The 14154-nt window shown below is 60.5% G+C and carries 14 protein-coding genes; 10 read left to right on the forward strand and 4 right to left on the reverse strand.

Annotated features, from left to right (window positions below; translation table 11 throughout):
- Positions 1–92 precede the first annotated feature (92 nt).
- From AD670_RS21775 to pdeM, 9 genes are all read left to right on the forward strand, one after another.
- Positions 93–1097 carry a ligase-associated DNA damage response exonuclease gene (locus tag AD670_RS21775; protein ID WP_053137174.1) on the forward strand — a complete coding sequence of 335 codons (1005 nt, stop codon included), beginning with the start codon at positions 93–95 and terminating at the stop codon, positions 1095–1097.
- The gene (locus AD670_RS21780) at positions 1094–2728 is read left to right on the forward strand and encodes an ATP-dependent DNA ligase (RefSeq protein WP_053137177.1); all 1635 of its coding nucleotides are present in this window, start codon (positions 1094–1096) and stop codon (positions 2726–2728) included. Before AD670_RS21775 ends, AD670_RS21780 begins: the two co-directional genes overlap by 4 nt.
- Before the next feature lie 235 nt (positions 2729–2963).
- A complete protein-coding gene (locus AD670_RS21785; RefSeq protein ID WP_027604451.1) occupies positions 2964–3743 on the forward strand; it encodes a transporter substrate-binding domain-containing protein in 780 nt (259 codons plus the stop codon).
- Positions 3744–3800: 57 nt separating this feature from the next.
- Positions 3801–4529: an ABC transporter permease gene (locus tag AD670_RS21790; protein WP_053137181.1), complete on the forward strand. Its 729-nt coding sequence runs from the start codon at positions 3801–3803 to the stop codon at positions 4527–4529.
- On the forward strand, positions 4526–5236 hold the full coding sequence (locus AD670_RS21795) for an ABC transporter permease (protein ID WP_053137183.1): 711 nt from the start codon (positions 4526–4528) through the stop codon (positions 5234–5236). The genes AD670_RS21790 and AD670_RS21795 overlap by 4 nt, the downstream gene beginning before the upstream one ends.
- Positions 5237–5245: 9 nt before the next feature.
- Positions 5246–6364, forward strand: a complete 1119-nt coding sequence (locus tag AD670_RS21800; RefSeq protein ID WP_053137186.1) for a succinylglutamate desuccinylase/aspartoacylase family protein — start codon at positions 5246–5248, stop codon at positions 6362–6364.
- Between the two features lie 13 nt (positions 6365–6377).
- A complete protein-coding gene (locus tag AD670_RS21805; RefSeq protein ID WP_012722621.1) occupies positions 6378–7142 on the forward strand; it encodes an ABC transporter ATP-binding protein in 765 nt (254 codons plus the stop codon).
- Positions 7143–7199: 57 nt separating this feature from the next.
- Positions 7200–9680, forward strand: a complete 2481-nt coding sequence (locus tag AD670_RS21810) for a ligase-associated DNA damage response DEXH box helicase (protein WP_053137189.1) — start codon at positions 7200–7202, stop codon at positions 9678–9680.
- Positions 9680–10330 carry a ligase-associated DNA damage response endonuclease PdeM gene (gene pdeM / locus AD670_RS21815; RefSeq protein ID WP_053137192.1) on the forward strand — a complete coding sequence of 217 codons (651 nt, stop codon included), beginning with the start codon at positions 9680–9682 and terminating at the stop codon, positions 10328–10330. Before AD670_RS21810 ends, pdeM begins: the two co-directional genes overlap by 1 nt.
- A gap of 15 nt (positions 10331–10345) precedes the next feature.
- On the opposite strand, the gene AD670_RS21820 is transcribed toward pdeM, so the two are convergent.
- Positions 10346–10546 carry a hypothetical protein gene (locus AD670_RS21820; protein WP_027604457.1) on the reverse strand — a complete coding sequence of 67 codons (201 nt, stop codon included), beginning with the start codon at positions 10544–10546 and terminating at the stop codon, positions 10346–10348.
- A 107-nt stretch (positions 10547–10653) separates the two neighbouring features.
- Positions 10654–11220: a dCTP deaminase gene (dcd, locus tag AD670_RS21825; RefSeq protein ID WP_003172320.1), complete on the reverse strand. Its 567-nt coding sequence runs from the start codon at positions 11218–11220 to the stop codon at positions 10654–10656.
- A gap of 389 nt (positions 11221–11609) precedes the next feature.
- Here dcd and AD670_RS21830 point away from each other — a divergent pair, with 389 nt between their 5' ends.
- Complete coding sequence (locus tag AD670_RS21830; RefSeq protein WP_002554837.1) at positions 11610–11819, forward strand: cold-shock protein; 210 nt, start codon at positions 11610–11612, stop codon at positions 11817–11819.
- Positions 11820–12029: 210 nt separating this feature from the next.
- On the opposite strand, the gene rpoS is transcribed toward AD670_RS21830, so the two are convergent.
- Both rpoS and AD670_RS21840 read right to left on the reverse strand, forming a co-directional pair.
- Positions 12030–13034, reverse strand: a complete 1005-nt coding sequence (rpoS, locus tag AD670_RS21835; protein WP_032891629.1) for an RNA polymerase sigma factor RpoS — start codon at positions 13032–13034, stop codon at positions 12030–12032.
- 105 nt (positions 13035–13139) lie between these two features.
- Complete coding sequence (locus AD670_RS21840; protein ID WP_053137196.1) at positions 13140–13976, reverse strand: peptidoglycan DD-metalloendopeptidase family protein; 837 nt, start codon at positions 13974–13976, stop codon at positions 13140–13142.
- Positions 13977–14154: the final 178 nt, after the last annotated feature.

Consider the following 14154-nt stretch of genomic DNA (forward strand, 5'->3'; position numbering starts at 1 on the left):
CCCCCTCCCACATTTGGCCCACATGCATTCAGATAGAACTTCTGCGCTCGCCCCCGCCTCATACCTGATAAGCCCATCGCCCCGGTCACCCCATGGACCTTGTCATCGCCCGGCCGGAAGGCCTCTACTGCCCCGCCGGAGATTTCTACATCGATCCCTGGCGCCCGGTGGAACGCTCGGTCATCACCCACGCCCACGGCGACCACGCCCGCAGCGGTAACCAGCACTACCTGGCCGCCGCCCCCGGCGAAGGCATCCTGCGCTCGCGCCTGGGCCAGGACATCAACCTGCAAACCCTGGCCTACGGCGAAAAACTCGTCCGCCACGGCGTGACCCTGAGCTTTCACCCAGCCGGGCATGTACTCGGCTCGGCCCAAGTGCGCCTGGAATACCAGGGCGAAGTCTGGGTGGCGTCCGGTGACTACAAAGTGGAACCCGACGGCACCTGCGCGCCTTTCGAACCGGTGCGTTGCCATACCTTTATCACCGAATCCACCTTCGGCCTGCCGATCTACCGCTGGCAGCCCCAGGCGCAGATCTTTGCCGGGATCAACGACTGGTGGCAGGCCAATATCGCCGCCGGAAAAGCCAGCGTGTTGTTCTGTTACTCCTTCGGCAAAGCCCAGCGCATCCTGCATGGCATCGACGCCAGCATCGGTCCTATCCTCAGCCACGGCGCCGTCGAGCCGTTGAACCGGGTGTACCGCGAGGCCGGCATCTACATCCCCGAAACCCTCTACGCCGGTGATTTCAAAAAGACCGACGCGCTGCTGCGCCAGGCCCTGATCATCGCCCCGCCGTCCGCTGGTGGCAGCAGTTGGATCAAGCGCTTCGGCGATTACAGCGACGCCTTCGCCAGCGGCTGGATGCGCCTGCGCGGCACCCGGCGGCGGCGTGGGGTGGACCGAGGTTTCGTGCTGTCGGACCATGCCGACTGGCCCGGGCTGCTGTGGGCCATTGAGCAAACCGGTGCCGAGCGGGTGATGGTCACCCACGGTTCTGTCGGCGTATTGGTGCGCCATCTGCGGGAAAAAGGCTTGGATGCCCAAGGCTTCACCACTGAATACGGCGATGACGAAGAAGAGGCTACGGCATGAAAGCTTTCGCCGAGCTGTACGCCAACCTCGACGCCACTACCTCCAGTAATGCCAAGCTCGCGGCCCTGCAAGCCTACTTCCTGCAAGCGCCCCCGGAAGACGCCGCCTGGGCGGTGTATTTCCTGTCTGGCGGGCGCCCCCGGCAATTGGTGCCCACGCGCCTGCTGCGAGACATGGCCACCGAAGCGTCCGGCATCGAGCCGTGGCTGTTCGAAGAAAGCTACCAGTCTGTAGGCGACCTGGCCGAGACGATTTCCCTGCTCCTGCCAGAATCCACCTACACCTCCGAGGACGGCCTGGCCGTATGGCTGGAAGAAAAACTCCTGCCGCTGCGTGGCCTGTCGCCCCTGGACCTGGCCGAACGGTTGCCGGCGTTATGGGCGCAACTGGACCAGCCGAGCCTGATGGTGTGCATCAAGTTGATCACCGGCAGCTTTCGCGTCGGCGTGTCCAAATTGCTGGTCACCCGCGCGCTCGCGACCATGGCCGATCTCGACAGCAAGCGTGTGGCCCAGCGGCTGGTGGGCTACACCGATTTGTCCAACCGACCGACAGCCGAAGGCTACCTCAAGCTGATCGCCGCCGAATCATCCGACGAACATGCGCAACGAGGTGGACAGCCTTATCCGTTTTTTCTGGCCCACGGGTTGTCGCAGCCGGTGGAGCAGTTCGACGCGTTGCTCGGCGCCCCCGCCGACTGGCAGGTGGAATGGAAGTGGGACGGCATTCGCGCGCAACTGGTCAAGCGCGAAGGCCGGCTGTGGGTCTGGTCGCGGGGCGAAGAGCTGGTGACCGAACGTTTTCCCGAACTGCACAGCCTGGTCAGTGGCCTGCCCGATGGCACGGTGATCGATGGCGAGATCGTGGTCTGGAAAGACGCGGTGCAACCCTTTGCCCTGCTGCAACAACGAATCGGCCGCAAGACCTTGAGCAAAAAGGTGCTCGACGAGGCACCGGTCGCCGTACTGGCCTACGACCTGCTGGAACATCAGGGCGACGACTGGCGTAACCGCACCCTGGCCGAACGCCGCGCGCAGCTTGAACAGGTTATCGCCCAGTGCAACCAACCTGTGCTTCTGCCCTCGCCACTGCTGACGGGCGCGACCTGGCAGGCGTTGGCCGAACAACGCGAAGCGTCTCGCAGCCTCGGCGTGGAAGGCATGATGATCAAGAATCGACAAGGCCTCTACGGCGTGGGCCGCACCAAGGACATGGGCCTGTGGTGGAAGTGGAAAGTCGACCCCTTCAGTGTCGATGCGGTATTGATCTATGCCCAGCGCGGCCATGGTCGGCGCGCCAGCCTGTACAGCGACTACACCTTTGCCGTGTGGGATGGCCCGCCCGGCAGCGAACGTACGCTGGTGCCCTTCGCCAAGGCCTATTCGGGGCTGACCGATGAGGAAATGCGCAAGGTCGACGCCATCGTACGCAAGACCACCGTGGAGAAATTCGGTCCGGTCAGCAGCGTGACGCCCAGCATGGTGTTTGAGTTGGGGTTTGAAGGCATTGCGCTGTCCAAGCGACACAAGAGCGGGATTGCGGTGCGGTTCCCACGGATGTTGCGTTGGCGCCAGGACAAGGCGGTGGATGAGGCGGATAACCTTGCCACCCTGCAGGACTTACTGGCCTGACACAGAACACCGGCCCTCCCCCACAAGTGGATCTGCAAATGTTCCGAAATGGTGCGCTCAATTTTCAGTGCCCACTTTCGGGCATCTCCTACACTCAGGACTCCCTTGTCCCACCTTTTAAAACGCTCATTCGGAACTATGGTGCAGAAATTGCTACTTGTGATCCGTCTGACACCGTTCAGTAACAGTCCTAAACGCGCCACAAGCGCTTATCTTGGTTTCCAGGGATTAAATAATGAAAAAAGCATTGCTGACCCTTTCTGCACTGGCTCTGTGCATGGCCGCAGGTACCGCGCTGGCCAAGGAATACAAGGAACTGCGTTTTGGTGTCGATCCGTCCTACGCGCCGTTCGAATCCAAGGCGGCCGACGGCAGCCTGGTGGGCTTCGATATCGACCTGGGCAATGCGATCTGCGCCGAACTGAAAGTGAAGTGCAAGTGGGTCGAAAGTGACTTTGACGGCATGATTCCAGGCCTCAAAGCCAACAAGTTCGACGGTGTGATTTCGTCCATGACCGTGACCCCGGTGCGTGAAAAGGCCATCGACTTCTCCAGCGAACTGTTCTCCGGCCCGACCTCGCTGGTGTTCAAGAAAGGCGCGGGTTACTCGACGCCAGAGTCCCTCAAGGGTAAATCCGTGGGTTATGAGCAAGGCACCATCCAGGAAGCCTACGCCAAGGCTGTACTGGATAAAGCCGGTGTGACCACCAAGGCCTACGCCAACCAGGACCAGGTTTACGCTGACCTGACTTCCGGGCGTCTCGACGCTTCCGTGCAGGACATGCTGCAAGCCGAACTGGGCTTCTTGAAGTCCCCGGCCGGTGCCGGCTATGAAGTCAGCGCCGCCATCGATGACCCATTGCTGCCATCGAAAACCGCCATCGGTATCAAAAAAGGTAACACTGAACTGAAGGCCCTTTTGGATAAAGGTATCAAAGCGTTACACGATGATGGCACCTACGCCACCATCCAGAAGAAACACTTTGGCGATCTGAACCTGTACAGCGGCAAATAATGCCTGGGGCGCCCCTCCTGTGGAGGGGCGCTTTTTTATCGCCATAGGTCCTGATTTATGTTCGAAGAACTGTTGCAAACCCTCGGGCTGAGCGCACTCAGCTTGAAGGGTTTCGGCCCGTTGTTGCTGCAAGGCACCTGGATGACCATCAAGTTGTCGGTGCTGTCCCTGGCCGTCAGCGTATTGCTGGGCCTGCTCGGCGCCAGCGCCAAGCTCTCCAGCCTGCCCTTCCTGCGCATCCCCGCCCAGCTCTACACCACCCTGATTCGCGGTGTACCTGACCTGGTGCTGATGCTGCTGATTTTCTACAGCCTGCAAACCTGGCTCACCGGCCTGACCGACTTCATGGAATGGGAATACATCGAGATCGACCCATTCAGCGCCGGGGTGATCACCCTGGGCTTTATCTACGGTGCTTATTTCACCGAGACGTTTCGCGGCGCGATCCTCGCCGTCCCCCGTGGCCAGTTGGAAGCCGCCACGGCCTATGGCCTCAAGCGCGGGCAACGCTTTCGCTACGTGACCTTCCCGCAGATGATGCGCTTTGCCCTGCCGGGTATCGGCAACAACTGGATGGTGATGCTCAAGGCCACGGCCCTGGTGTCGATCATCGGTCTGGCGGACCTGGTCAAGGCCGCCCAGGATGCCGGCAAAAGCACCTACCAACTGTTCTATTTCCTGGTGCTCGCTGCGCTGATCTACCTGTTGATCACCAGCGCGTCCAACTTTGTCCTGCGTCGTCTTGAACGTCGCTACTCCGCAGGCTCACGGGAGGCGGTGCGATGATCGAACTCTTGCAGGAATACTGGCGCCCTTTCCTTTATAGCGACGGCCAGCACATCACCGGCCTGGCCATGACCCTGTGGTTGCTCAGCGCCGCCCTGGTCATTGGCTTTGTGGTCTCGATCCCGCTGTCCATCGCCCGTGTATCGCGCAACCCGCTGGTACGCTGGCCGGTGCAGTTCTACACCTACCTGTTTCGTGGCACGCCGCTCTATATACAGTTGCTGATCTGCTACACCGGCATCTACAGCATTGCCGCCGTGCGTGAACAACCGGTGTTGGATGCGTTCTTTCGCGATGCGATGAACTGCACGATCCTGGCCTTCGCGCTCAACACCTGCGCCTACACCACGGAGATTTTCGCCGGGTCCATCCGCAGCATGGCCCACGGCGAAGTCGAGGCCGCCAAGGCCTATGGTTTAAGCGGCTGGAAGTTGTACGCCTACGTGATCATGCCGTCGGCCTTACGCCGCTCGCTGCCCTACTACAGCAACGAAGTGATCTTGATGCTGCACTCGACCACGGTAGCGTTTACCGCGACGATTCCAGACATCCTCAAGGTGGCGCGGGACGCCAACTCGGCCACGTTCATGACGTTTCAATCATTCGGCATCGCCGCGCTGATCTACCTGACCGTGACCTTCGCCCTGGTCGGTCTGTTTCGTCTGGCAGAGCGCCGCTGGCTGGCGTTTCTCGGACCAAGCCATTAAGGAGCCTCCATGCGTCATCAGGTACACGATCTGATCGCGCCGGTGCCAGGCACGGCGCGGCAGATTCACAGTTTTCACTTCGGTCCCGAGCGGGCCGCAGGCAAGGTCTATATCCAGTCGTCGCTGCATGCCGATGAACTGCCGGGCATGCTGGTGGCCTGGCACTTGAAGGTGCGCCTGGCTGAGCTGGCAGCCGCCGGGCGCCTGCGCGCCGAGATCGTGCTGGTGCCCATCGCCAACCCAGTGGGCCTGGAACAGGTGTTGATGGATATCCCCCTGGGCCGCTACGAGCTGGAAAGCGGGCAGAACTTCAATCGCCTGTTTGTTGACCTCAGCGAAACCGTCGGCAATCAGGTCGAGGACTTGCTTGGCGATGACCCACTGCACAACGTCGACCTGATCCGCGCTGCCTTGATCCGCGCCCTGGCCGCGCAAACCGCCGAGACCCAGTTGCAATCCCAACGCCTGGTGCTGCAAAGCCTGGCCTGCGACGCCGACATGGTGTTGGACCTGCATTGCGACTTCGAAGCCGTGGCGCACCTGTACACCACGCCCGAAGCCTGGCCGAAGGTGGAACCGCTGGCACGCTATATCGGCTCGGAGGCCAACCTGCTGGCAACAGACTCCGGCGGGCAATCCTTCGATGAGTGTTTCACCTTGGTGTGGTGGCAGTTACAGCAACGTTTCGGCGAACGCTTCCCGATCCCCATGGGCAGCTTTTCGGTGACCGTCGAGTTGCGCGGCCAGGGCGACGTCAACCATGGATTGGCCGCCCTCGACTGCCAGGCAATCATCGACTACCTGATCCACTTCGGCGCGATTGCCGGCGACGTAGCACCGCTGCCGCCACTCACCTACCCCGCTACGCCGCTGGCGGGCGTCGAACCGGTGGCTACACCGGTGGGCGGCTTGCTGGTGTTCAGCGCCCTGCCCGGTGAATACCTGGAAGCCGGGCAGCTGATCGCCGAAATCATCGACCCTATTACCGACCGCGTAACGCCTGTGCACTGCCAGAAGGCCGGCCTGCTTTACGCGCGTTCGCTGCGCCGCATGGCCACTGCCGGGATGGTCATCGGCCATGTCGCCGGCACCGAGGCCTACCGCAGCGGCTATCTACTTTCGCCTTGAGGATGCATGCCCCATGTACAAATTGACCGTTGAAGGCCTGCATAAAAGCTATGGCGACAATGAGGTGCTCAAAGGTGTCTCGCTCAAGGCCAAGACCGGTGACGTGATCAGCCTGATCGGCGCCAGCGGCTCGGGCAAGAGCACCTTTTTGCGCTGCATCAACTTCCTGGAAACCCCCAACGACGGCGCCATGACCCTCGACGGCCAGCCGATCCGCATGGTCAGCGACCGCCACGGCATGCGCGTGGCCGACGATGCCGAACTGCAGCGCCTGCGCACACGGCTGGCGATGGTGTTCCAGCACTTCAACCTATGGAGCCATATGAGCGTGCTGGAAAACATCACCATGGCCCCGCGCCGGGTGCTGGGTTGCAGCAAGAAGGACGCCGAAGACCGCGCCCGCCGCTACCTGGACAAGGTGGGTTTACCGGCACGCGTAGCGGACCAATACCCGGCGTTTCTCTCCGGTGGCCAGCAGCAACGGGTGGCCATCGCCCGCGCCTTGGCCATGGAACCGGAAGTGATGCTGTTCGACGAACCCACCTCGGCCCTCGACCCGGAGCTGGTGGGTGAAGTGTTGAAGGTGATCCAGGGCCTGGCCGAGGAAGGCCGCACCATGATCATGGTCACCCACGAGATGAGCTTTGCGCGCAAGGTATCCAGCCAGGTGTTGTTCCTGCACAAGGGCTTGGTGGAAGAACAAGGCGCACCTGAGGATGTACTCGGCAATCCGAAGAGCGAGCGCCTGCAACAGTTCCTGAGCGGCAATTTGAAGTAAACCTTTGCGACGCCTGGAGGGTCTGTGGAATAGGCCCTCCAGAGCGTTCGCTGCCGCATGGCAAAACCCCTCGACTTCGCCAAACAGTGGTTTGCCGCCAAAGGCTGGAAGCCGTTCGCCTTCCAGAAAGACGTCTGGACGGCGGTCAAGGACGGCCAGTCGGGCTTGCTGCACGCCAGCACCGGTGCCGGCAAAACCTACGCCCTGTGGTTTGCCGCCCTCAATCGTTTCGCGATCACCCGCCAGCCCGCCACCGGTAAACGCAAACCGCCGGCTGAGCCACTGACCGTGCTGTGGATCACGCCCATGCGTGCGTTGGCCGCTGACACCGCACGCGCCCTCGAAGCGCCGCTTGAAGCCTTGCAGATTCCCTGGAGCGTCGGCCTGCGCACCGGCGATACCAGCAGCAGCGAGCGTGCCCGGCAAACCCGACGCCAGCCCACCGCGCTGGTCACCACCCCGGAAAGCCTGACCCTGATGCTCGCCCGCGCCGACAGCGAAACGAGTCTGGCGCACCTGCGCATGGTGGTGGTGGATGAATGGCATGAACTGATCGGCAACAAGCGCGGCGTGCAATTGCAACTGGCGTTGGCGCGGCTGCGACGCTGGCATCCCGAACTGATGGTGTGGGGCATTTCGGCCACCCTTGGTAACCAGTCCCACGCCTTGGAGGTGCTTGTCCCACAAGGAAACGGGATCAATGTGCAGGGGCAAACGGCCAAGCAACTGAAAGTCGACACCTTGCTGCCGCCCGTCGCCGAGCGGTTTCCGTGGGCCGGGCATATCGGCTTGAAGATGCTGCCGCAGGTGGTGGCCGAGGTCGACGCCAGCAGCAGTTGCCTGGTGTTTACCAACACGCGGGCGCAGTCGGAAATCTGGTATCAGGCATTGCTCGATGCCCGACCCGATTGGGCCGGGGTGATTGCCCTGCACCATGGTTCGCTGTCCCGCGAGACACGCGACTGGGTGGAGCGGGCATTGAAAGACGGTCAGCTCAAGGCAGTGGTATGCACCTCCAGCCTGGACCTGGGGGTGGATTTTCTGCCGGTGGAGCGCGTGCTGCAAATCGGCTCGGCCAAAGGTGTGGCGAGGCTGATGCAACGCGCCGGGCGCTCGGGGCATGCACCCGGACGGCCGTCGCGGGTGACCCTGGTGCCGACCCACAGCCTGGAACTGGTGGAAGCCGCTGCGGCCCAGGACGCCATTGCAGAGCGGCGTATCGAAGCCCGCGAATCGCCCCACAAGCCATTGGATGTGCTCGTACAACATTTGGTGAGCATGGCCCTCGGCGGTGGCTTTACGCCGCAGGCGCTGCTGGCGGAGGTGCGTGGTGCCTGGGCCTATCGTGATCTCACCGAGGCCGATTGGGACTGGGCCCTAGGCTTTGTACGCCACGGTGGCTTGTCGCTGAGCGCTTACCCGGATTACCGCCGCGTCGAGCCAGACGAGCACGGCATCTGGCGCGTCCCCGATGCCCGGCTTGCGCGCCGCCATCGGATGAGCGTGGGCACCATCGTCAGCGATGCCAGCATCCAGCTGAAATTCTGGAGTAAGGGCGGCGGCGGCAGGAACCTGGGCAGTGTTGAGGAAGGTTTTATTGCACGGCTCAAGCCGGGTGATGGGTTCTTGTTTGCCGGGCGGTTGCTGGAGTTGGTGCGGGTGGAAAACATGACCGCCTATGTGCGCCGCAGCAGCGCGAAAAAAGCCGCCGTGCCGCGCTGGAATGGCGGGCGCATGCCCCTTTCCAACGAGTTGGCCCAAGCCGTGGTGGAGCGCTTCGATGCGGCGGCGCAGGGGCGCTACGAGGGCCCGGAAATGCAGGCCGTGCAACCGCTGTTGCAGACGCAACTGCGCTGGTCCGGCTTGCCGACGCGCGCGCACTTGTTGGCCGAAGCCTTGAAATCGCGGGAGGGCTGGCACCTGTTCCTCTACCCGTTTGCCGGCCGCCAGGTGCACCTGGGGTTGGCGAGTCTGTTGGCGTGGCGGGTCAGCCAGCAGCAGCCTGTGACGTTCTCGATTGCCGTCAACGATTACGGCTTGGAATTGCTCAGCGCCACCGAGGTGGATTGGCCACGCTTACTGAATAAGGCGCTACTGAGCCCGAAGCAGTTGCTGGCAGACGTGGCAGCCAGCCTCAACGCCGGAGAGCTGGCCCTGCGCCGCTTTCGTGAGATTGCGCGGATCTCCGGGCTGGTGTTTGCCGGCTACCCTGGCGCGCCAAAAAGCACCCGCCAGGTGCAGGCATCCAGCGGGTTGTTCTTTGAGGTGTTCAAGCAATATGACCCGCAGAACCTGTTGCTGACCCAGGCAGGGGAAGAAGTCCTGCGCGACGAATTGGATATTCGTCGGCTGGAAGAGACTTTACTTCGCCTCTCGGCGCTGACACTGGACTTGCATGTGATCGAACGTCCTACGCCCCTGGCCTTCCCGCTGCTGGTGGAACGGATGCGCGAAAGTATGAGTTCGGAAAAACTCTCGGAACGCATTACGCGGATGGTCAAGGACTTGGAAAAAGTCGCTGATAACGGGAAACGCTGATGGTCTGCTCAGTGACGATTGAGGGCGAAGAGCTGTGGCTGCTGGCGGATAAGGCAGTCTACTGGCCCGCGCGCCAGTGCCTGCTGATCGCCGATGCACACTTTGGCAAGGCATCGGCCTATCGCAGCCTGGGCCAGCCGGTACCGCAAGGCACCACCACCGAAAACCTGCAGCGCCTGGATCGGCTGTTGGCAGCCGTACCGTGCGCCCAGGTGATCTTTCTCGGCGACTTCCTCCACGGGCCCGGTTCCCATGCCAGCGGCACCCTCAACGCCTTGAGGGCTTGGCGAGCGCGCCATTGCGACCTGTCGATGACCTTGATTCGCGGTAATCACGATAAACGCGCGGGCGACCCACCGGCTGACTTGAGGATCGAAGTGGTTCCGGAGCCACTGCTGATGGGCCCTTTCGCCCTGCAACACGAACCGCATGCCCATGCCAGCCACCATGTGCTGGCGGGGCATGTGCACCCCGTGTATCGCTTGCGCGGCAAGGGCCGGCAGAGCCTGCGCCTGCCGTGCTTTCAGCTCGGCACGCGCGTCAGTCTGCTGCCGGCGTTTGGGGCGTTTACCGGGGGGTATGCAGTCGATCAGGACAATGAACGCCGAATCTTCGTCATCGGCGATCACCAGGTGTGGCAGGTGGGCTGACCGGCCTTGCGGGTATCAGGCGACCGGCGCGGGAGGTGGCTCGTCCGGCAGGGTTGGCTCACCGGGTTCGGTGGGCTGCTGCGGCCAATCTTCATCGGGCTGGCCGGGGATGCCGCCCGCATAGGCGGGATCGGCCATCAGGGACCAGGCCAGAACGCCAATCTGGTTGGGTTCAAGCCGGGCAAGTTCTGCGCTGATTCGCGGGTCAATCTTCATAGGGCACTCCTCAAGCGTGGCTCGGCGCGTTTTGCACGCACCGAGGCAGTACACCCAATAGAGTCACTTTCTGCGGACTAATTCCCTTTACGCATAGGACCTTTCGATCAAGCGCGTGGAAGGGTGACGCCACGCTGGCCCTGGTACTTGCCGGCGCGGTCTTTGTAGGACACTTCACAGGCCTCGTCAGACTGCAGGAACAGCATCTGCGCCACGCCTTCGTTGGCGTAGATTTTCGCAGGCAGGGTGGTGGTGTTGGAGAACTCCAGGGTCACGTGGCCTTCCCACTCAGGCTCAAGCGGCGTCACGTTGACGATAATGCCGCAGCGCGCGTAAGTGCTTTTACCCAGGCAGATAGTCAGCACGTCGCGGGGGATGCGGAAGAATTCCACGGTGCGTGCCAGGGCAAAGGAGTTTGGCGGGATAATGCACACGTCGCTTTTCACGTCGACGAAGCTCTTTTCGTCGAAGTTCTTCGGATCGACAATTGCCGAGTTGATGTTGGTGAACACCTTGAATTCATCGGCGCAACGCACATCGTAGCCATAGCTGGAAACGCCGTACGAGATCACGCGGTCATCGCCTTCGCCACGAATCTGGCGCTCAACGAACGGTTCGATCATGCCGTGCTCTTGCGCCATGCGGCGAATCCACTTGTCCGATTTGATGCTCATGGCGGGTGTCCTGAATAGCGAGGTGGAAAAATTCTGTGTGGCATCTTACCGGGGCCGGCGTTGGGGTTCAAAGGGCGTGGGTCTTTTCTTGATGAATGCGCCGGCTGCTATAAGGCGCAGCCAGCGGGGCCGGGCTCCGTATTGCCGCAACCGGTGTCTGTAAATACCACCGCCAGTCACGAAAATAGAGAAACCTTCGGAAATACCATTGGCACGTCCCGGAAAAAGGGTTAAGGTGGCGCCACTGTGCTGCTTGTGTCACTGAGAATCTCTACACGATATGTTGAATTTCGATCCAACCATCTCCAAGAATTTTTCCTGCTCTTTGCACTCAGTCTCGGCCAGGGCTTTTCCTGAGTCGCAGTTAACTTTGTCCAAGGAGATACACCATGTCTAATCGCCAAACTGGTACCGTTAAGTGGTTCAACGATGAAAAAGGCTTCGGCTTCATCACACCACAATCCGGTGACGACCTGTTCGTTCACTTCAAAGCTATCCAATCCGACGGCTTCAAAAGCCTGAAAGAAGGCCAACAGGTTTCTTTCATCGCTACCCGCGGTCAGAAAGGCATGCAAGCTGAAGAAGTTCAAGTTATCTAACTTGTACTGACTTAGTCGAAAAGACCCCGCCCTTAAAAGCGGGGTTTTTTTATGCCTGGAATTTGGGCATGCATGAATAAAATGCAACGCGCAAAAAATGTGGGAGGGAGCTTGCCCCCGGTGGTAGTAGTTCAGTCACTGGATGTATCGACTGACCCATCGCCATCGGGGGCAAGCCCCCTCCCACATTCAAGCATTCAAGCTGTGTCGTTATTGAAACAACGACTCACTCGACAAGCCATTCTTCTCCAGGATCTCGCGCAAGCGCTTGAGGCCTTCCACCTGGATCTGCCGCACCCGCTCACGGGTCAGGCCGATCTCCAGGCCTACATCCTCCAGCGTGCTGCTCTCATGGCCACGCAGGCCGAAGCGGCGAATCACCACCTCACGCTGCTTGTCCGTGAGCTCCGACAGCCACTGGTCAATACTTTGGGAAAGATCATCGTCCTGCAGCAGCTCGCAAGGATCGGTAGGACGATCATCCGTCAGGGTGTCCAGCAGGGTTTTATCCGAATCCGGACCCAGCGAGACGTCGACCGAAGACACACGCTCGTTAAGACCAAGCATACGCTTGACCTCCCCTACCGGTTTTTCCAGCAGGTTGGCGATTTCTTCGGGCGAGGGTTCATGATCGAGTTTTTGAGTGAGCTCACGTGCAGCCCGCAGGTAGACGTTGAGCTCCTTGACCACATGGATCGGCAACCGGATCGTGCGGGTCTGATTCATGATCGCCCGTTCGATGGTCTGGCGAATCCACCAGGTGGCATAGGTAGAGAAGCGGAAGCCGCGCTCAGGGTCGAACTTCTCCACCGCCCGGATCAAGCCCAGGTTGCCCTCCTCGATCAAGTCCAACAGGGACAGCCCACGATTGACGTAGCGTCGGGCGATTTTCACCACCAGGCGCAGGTTGCTTTCAATCATGCGCTTGCGCCCAGCCGGATCGCCCTTTTGCGACAATCGCGCAAAATGGACTTCTTCTTCGGGAGTCAGCAGAGGGGAAAAGCCGATTTCATTGAGGTACAGCTGGGTCGCATCGAGCGCCCGCGTGTAATCAATGTATTTGTGTTGCTTTAACGCAGTGGAGTTCTTGGATTTGGTGCGAACTGAAGGTGTTGCAGGTCCCTCATTCGACATCGATTCCATAGCGATACCGGTCTCCATAAGGAGAACCTCATCGTCGATGTCAAACTCCGGCGCTTCTTTACTGAGAGCCATTGTTATAGTCCTTTGGTGAGTTCGACCTCAAGCTCAAGCGACGCCTTTATCCTTGGCAGCGCTGGAGCCTGTTCCTTCTACGTGAGGAACAGGCTGTGCAACACATCAACGACGGGGTAGGAATTGCAGTGGATCTACAGGCTTCCCTTGACGGCGAATCTCAAAGTGCAGTTTCACCCGGTCTGTACCAGTTGACCCCATTTCGGCAATTGTCTGTCCGACTTTGACCTGCTGCCCCTCCCGAACCAACAGCCTACGGTTGTGGCCGTAAGCACTGACGTAGGTATCGCTGTGTTTGATGATGACCAGCTCGCCGTAGCCCCGTAAACCACTCCCGGCGTACACCACCGTCCCATCAGACGCAGCCAAAACAGGCTGTCCCAAATCCCCGGCGATATCAATGCCTTTATTCAAACTACCGTTTGAAGAGAATTTTCCAATCAATACTCCGTTTGAGGGCCATCCCCAGCCGGTCGGAGCCGGCCCGGCAGGTGGCAACGGCGCAGGTGCCGGCTTGTTCGCGACACTCGGCGAAGCCGTACCCGCAGGCCGGGTAATGATGGTGGTTTTGCTCGAAGACGACGGCGAAGATCCGGTGTTTGTCACAACTGCCGTAGGAACAGTCCCGGTACGACCGTCAAAGCGAATCGTCTGACCCGGATGTATGGTGTAAGGCACAGGAATGTTGTTACGGGCTGCGAGCGCTTTGTAGTCCCAGCCATAACGGAAGGCGATCGAGAACAGCGTGTCGCCTTTTCGCACCACATATTGCCCGGTGGTCACCGTCGGCTTTTGCGGCGCGGCGTTATTGCGGTCAACGACCCGCGCACCGCTGCTTGGCGAGCTGGAACACCCTACCAGAAGGGAACCAAAGACAAGGCCAAGCACCAGTCGCTGAAAACTTGTTTTACTCATACGCTGCGCAAGACCTGTGAGACTCACCCGCCGCTCCCTTTGTGGTGGCTGAACATGAACGCCTGTATCAGGCTTGAAATATGACGCAAGTATAACTGGGCATTGAAGTTTTACCGGCAAACGACTGAAACGAATCATTCAGCACGTTTAATCGATCTGCCCGGCATGTTGATTTGATAGACCCCGCCGTAAGACACATCCACAC

The organism is Pseudomonas sp. MIACH, from assembly GCF_001269925.1.
Classification (GTDB): domain Bacteria; phylum Pseudomonadota; class Gammaproteobacteria; order Pseudomonadales; family Pseudomonadaceae; genus Aquipseudomonas.

Bases quoted from the DNA above. Each gene is read 5' to 3' on its own strand.
- pdeM (WP_053137192.1), top strand. From the start codon at position 9,680: ATGGTCTGCTCAGTGACGATTGAGGGCGAAGAGCTGTGGCTGCTGGCG.
- rpoS (WP_032891629.1), bottom strand. From the start codon at position 13,034: ATGGCTCTCAGTAAAGAAGCGCCGGAGTTTGACATCGACGATGAGGTT.
- AD670_RS21830 (WP_002554837.1), top strand. From the start codon at position 11,610: ATGTCTAATCGCCAAACTGGTACCGTTAAGTGGTTCAACGATGAAAAA.
- AD670_RS21780 (WP_053137177.1), top strand. From the start codon at position 1,094: ATGAAAGCTTTCGCCGAGCTGTACGCCAACCTCGACGCCACTACCTCC.
- dcd (WP_003172320.1), bottom strand. From the start codon at position 11,220: ATGAGCATCAAATCGGACAAGTGGATTCGCCGCATGGCGCAAGAGCAC.
- AD670_RS21775 (WP_053137174.1), top strand. From the start codon at position 93: ATGGACCTTGTCATCGCCCGGCCGGAAGGCCTCTACTGCCCCGCCGGA.
- AD670_RS21785 (WP_027604451.1), top strand. From the start codon at position 2,964: ATGAAAAAAGCATTGCTGACCCTTTCTGCACTGGCTCTGTGCATGGCC.
- AD670_RS21800 (WP_053137186.1), top strand. From the start codon at position 5,246: ATGCGTCATCAGGTACACGATCTGATCGCGCCGGTGCCAGGCACGGCG.
- AD670_RS21790 (WP_053137181.1), top strand. From the start codon at position 3,801: ATGTTCGAAGAACTGTTGCAAACCCTCGGGCTGAGCGCACTCAGCTTG.
- AD670_RS21805 (WP_012722621.1), top strand. From the start codon at position 6,378: ATGTACAAATTGACCGTTGAAGGCCTGCATAAAAGCTATGGCGACAAT.
- AD670_RS21810 (WP_053137189.1), top strand. From the start codon at position 7,200: ATGGCAAAACCCCTCGACTTCGCCAAACAGTGGTTTGCCGCCAAAGGC.
- AD670_RS21795 (WP_053137183.1), top strand. From the start codon at position 4,526: ATGATCGAACTCTTGCAGGAATACTGGCGCCCTTTCCTTTATAGCGAC.
- AD670_RS21820 (WP_027604457.1), bottom strand. From the start codon at position 10,546: ATGAAGATTGACCCGCGAATCAGCGCAGAACTTGCCCGGCTTGAACCC.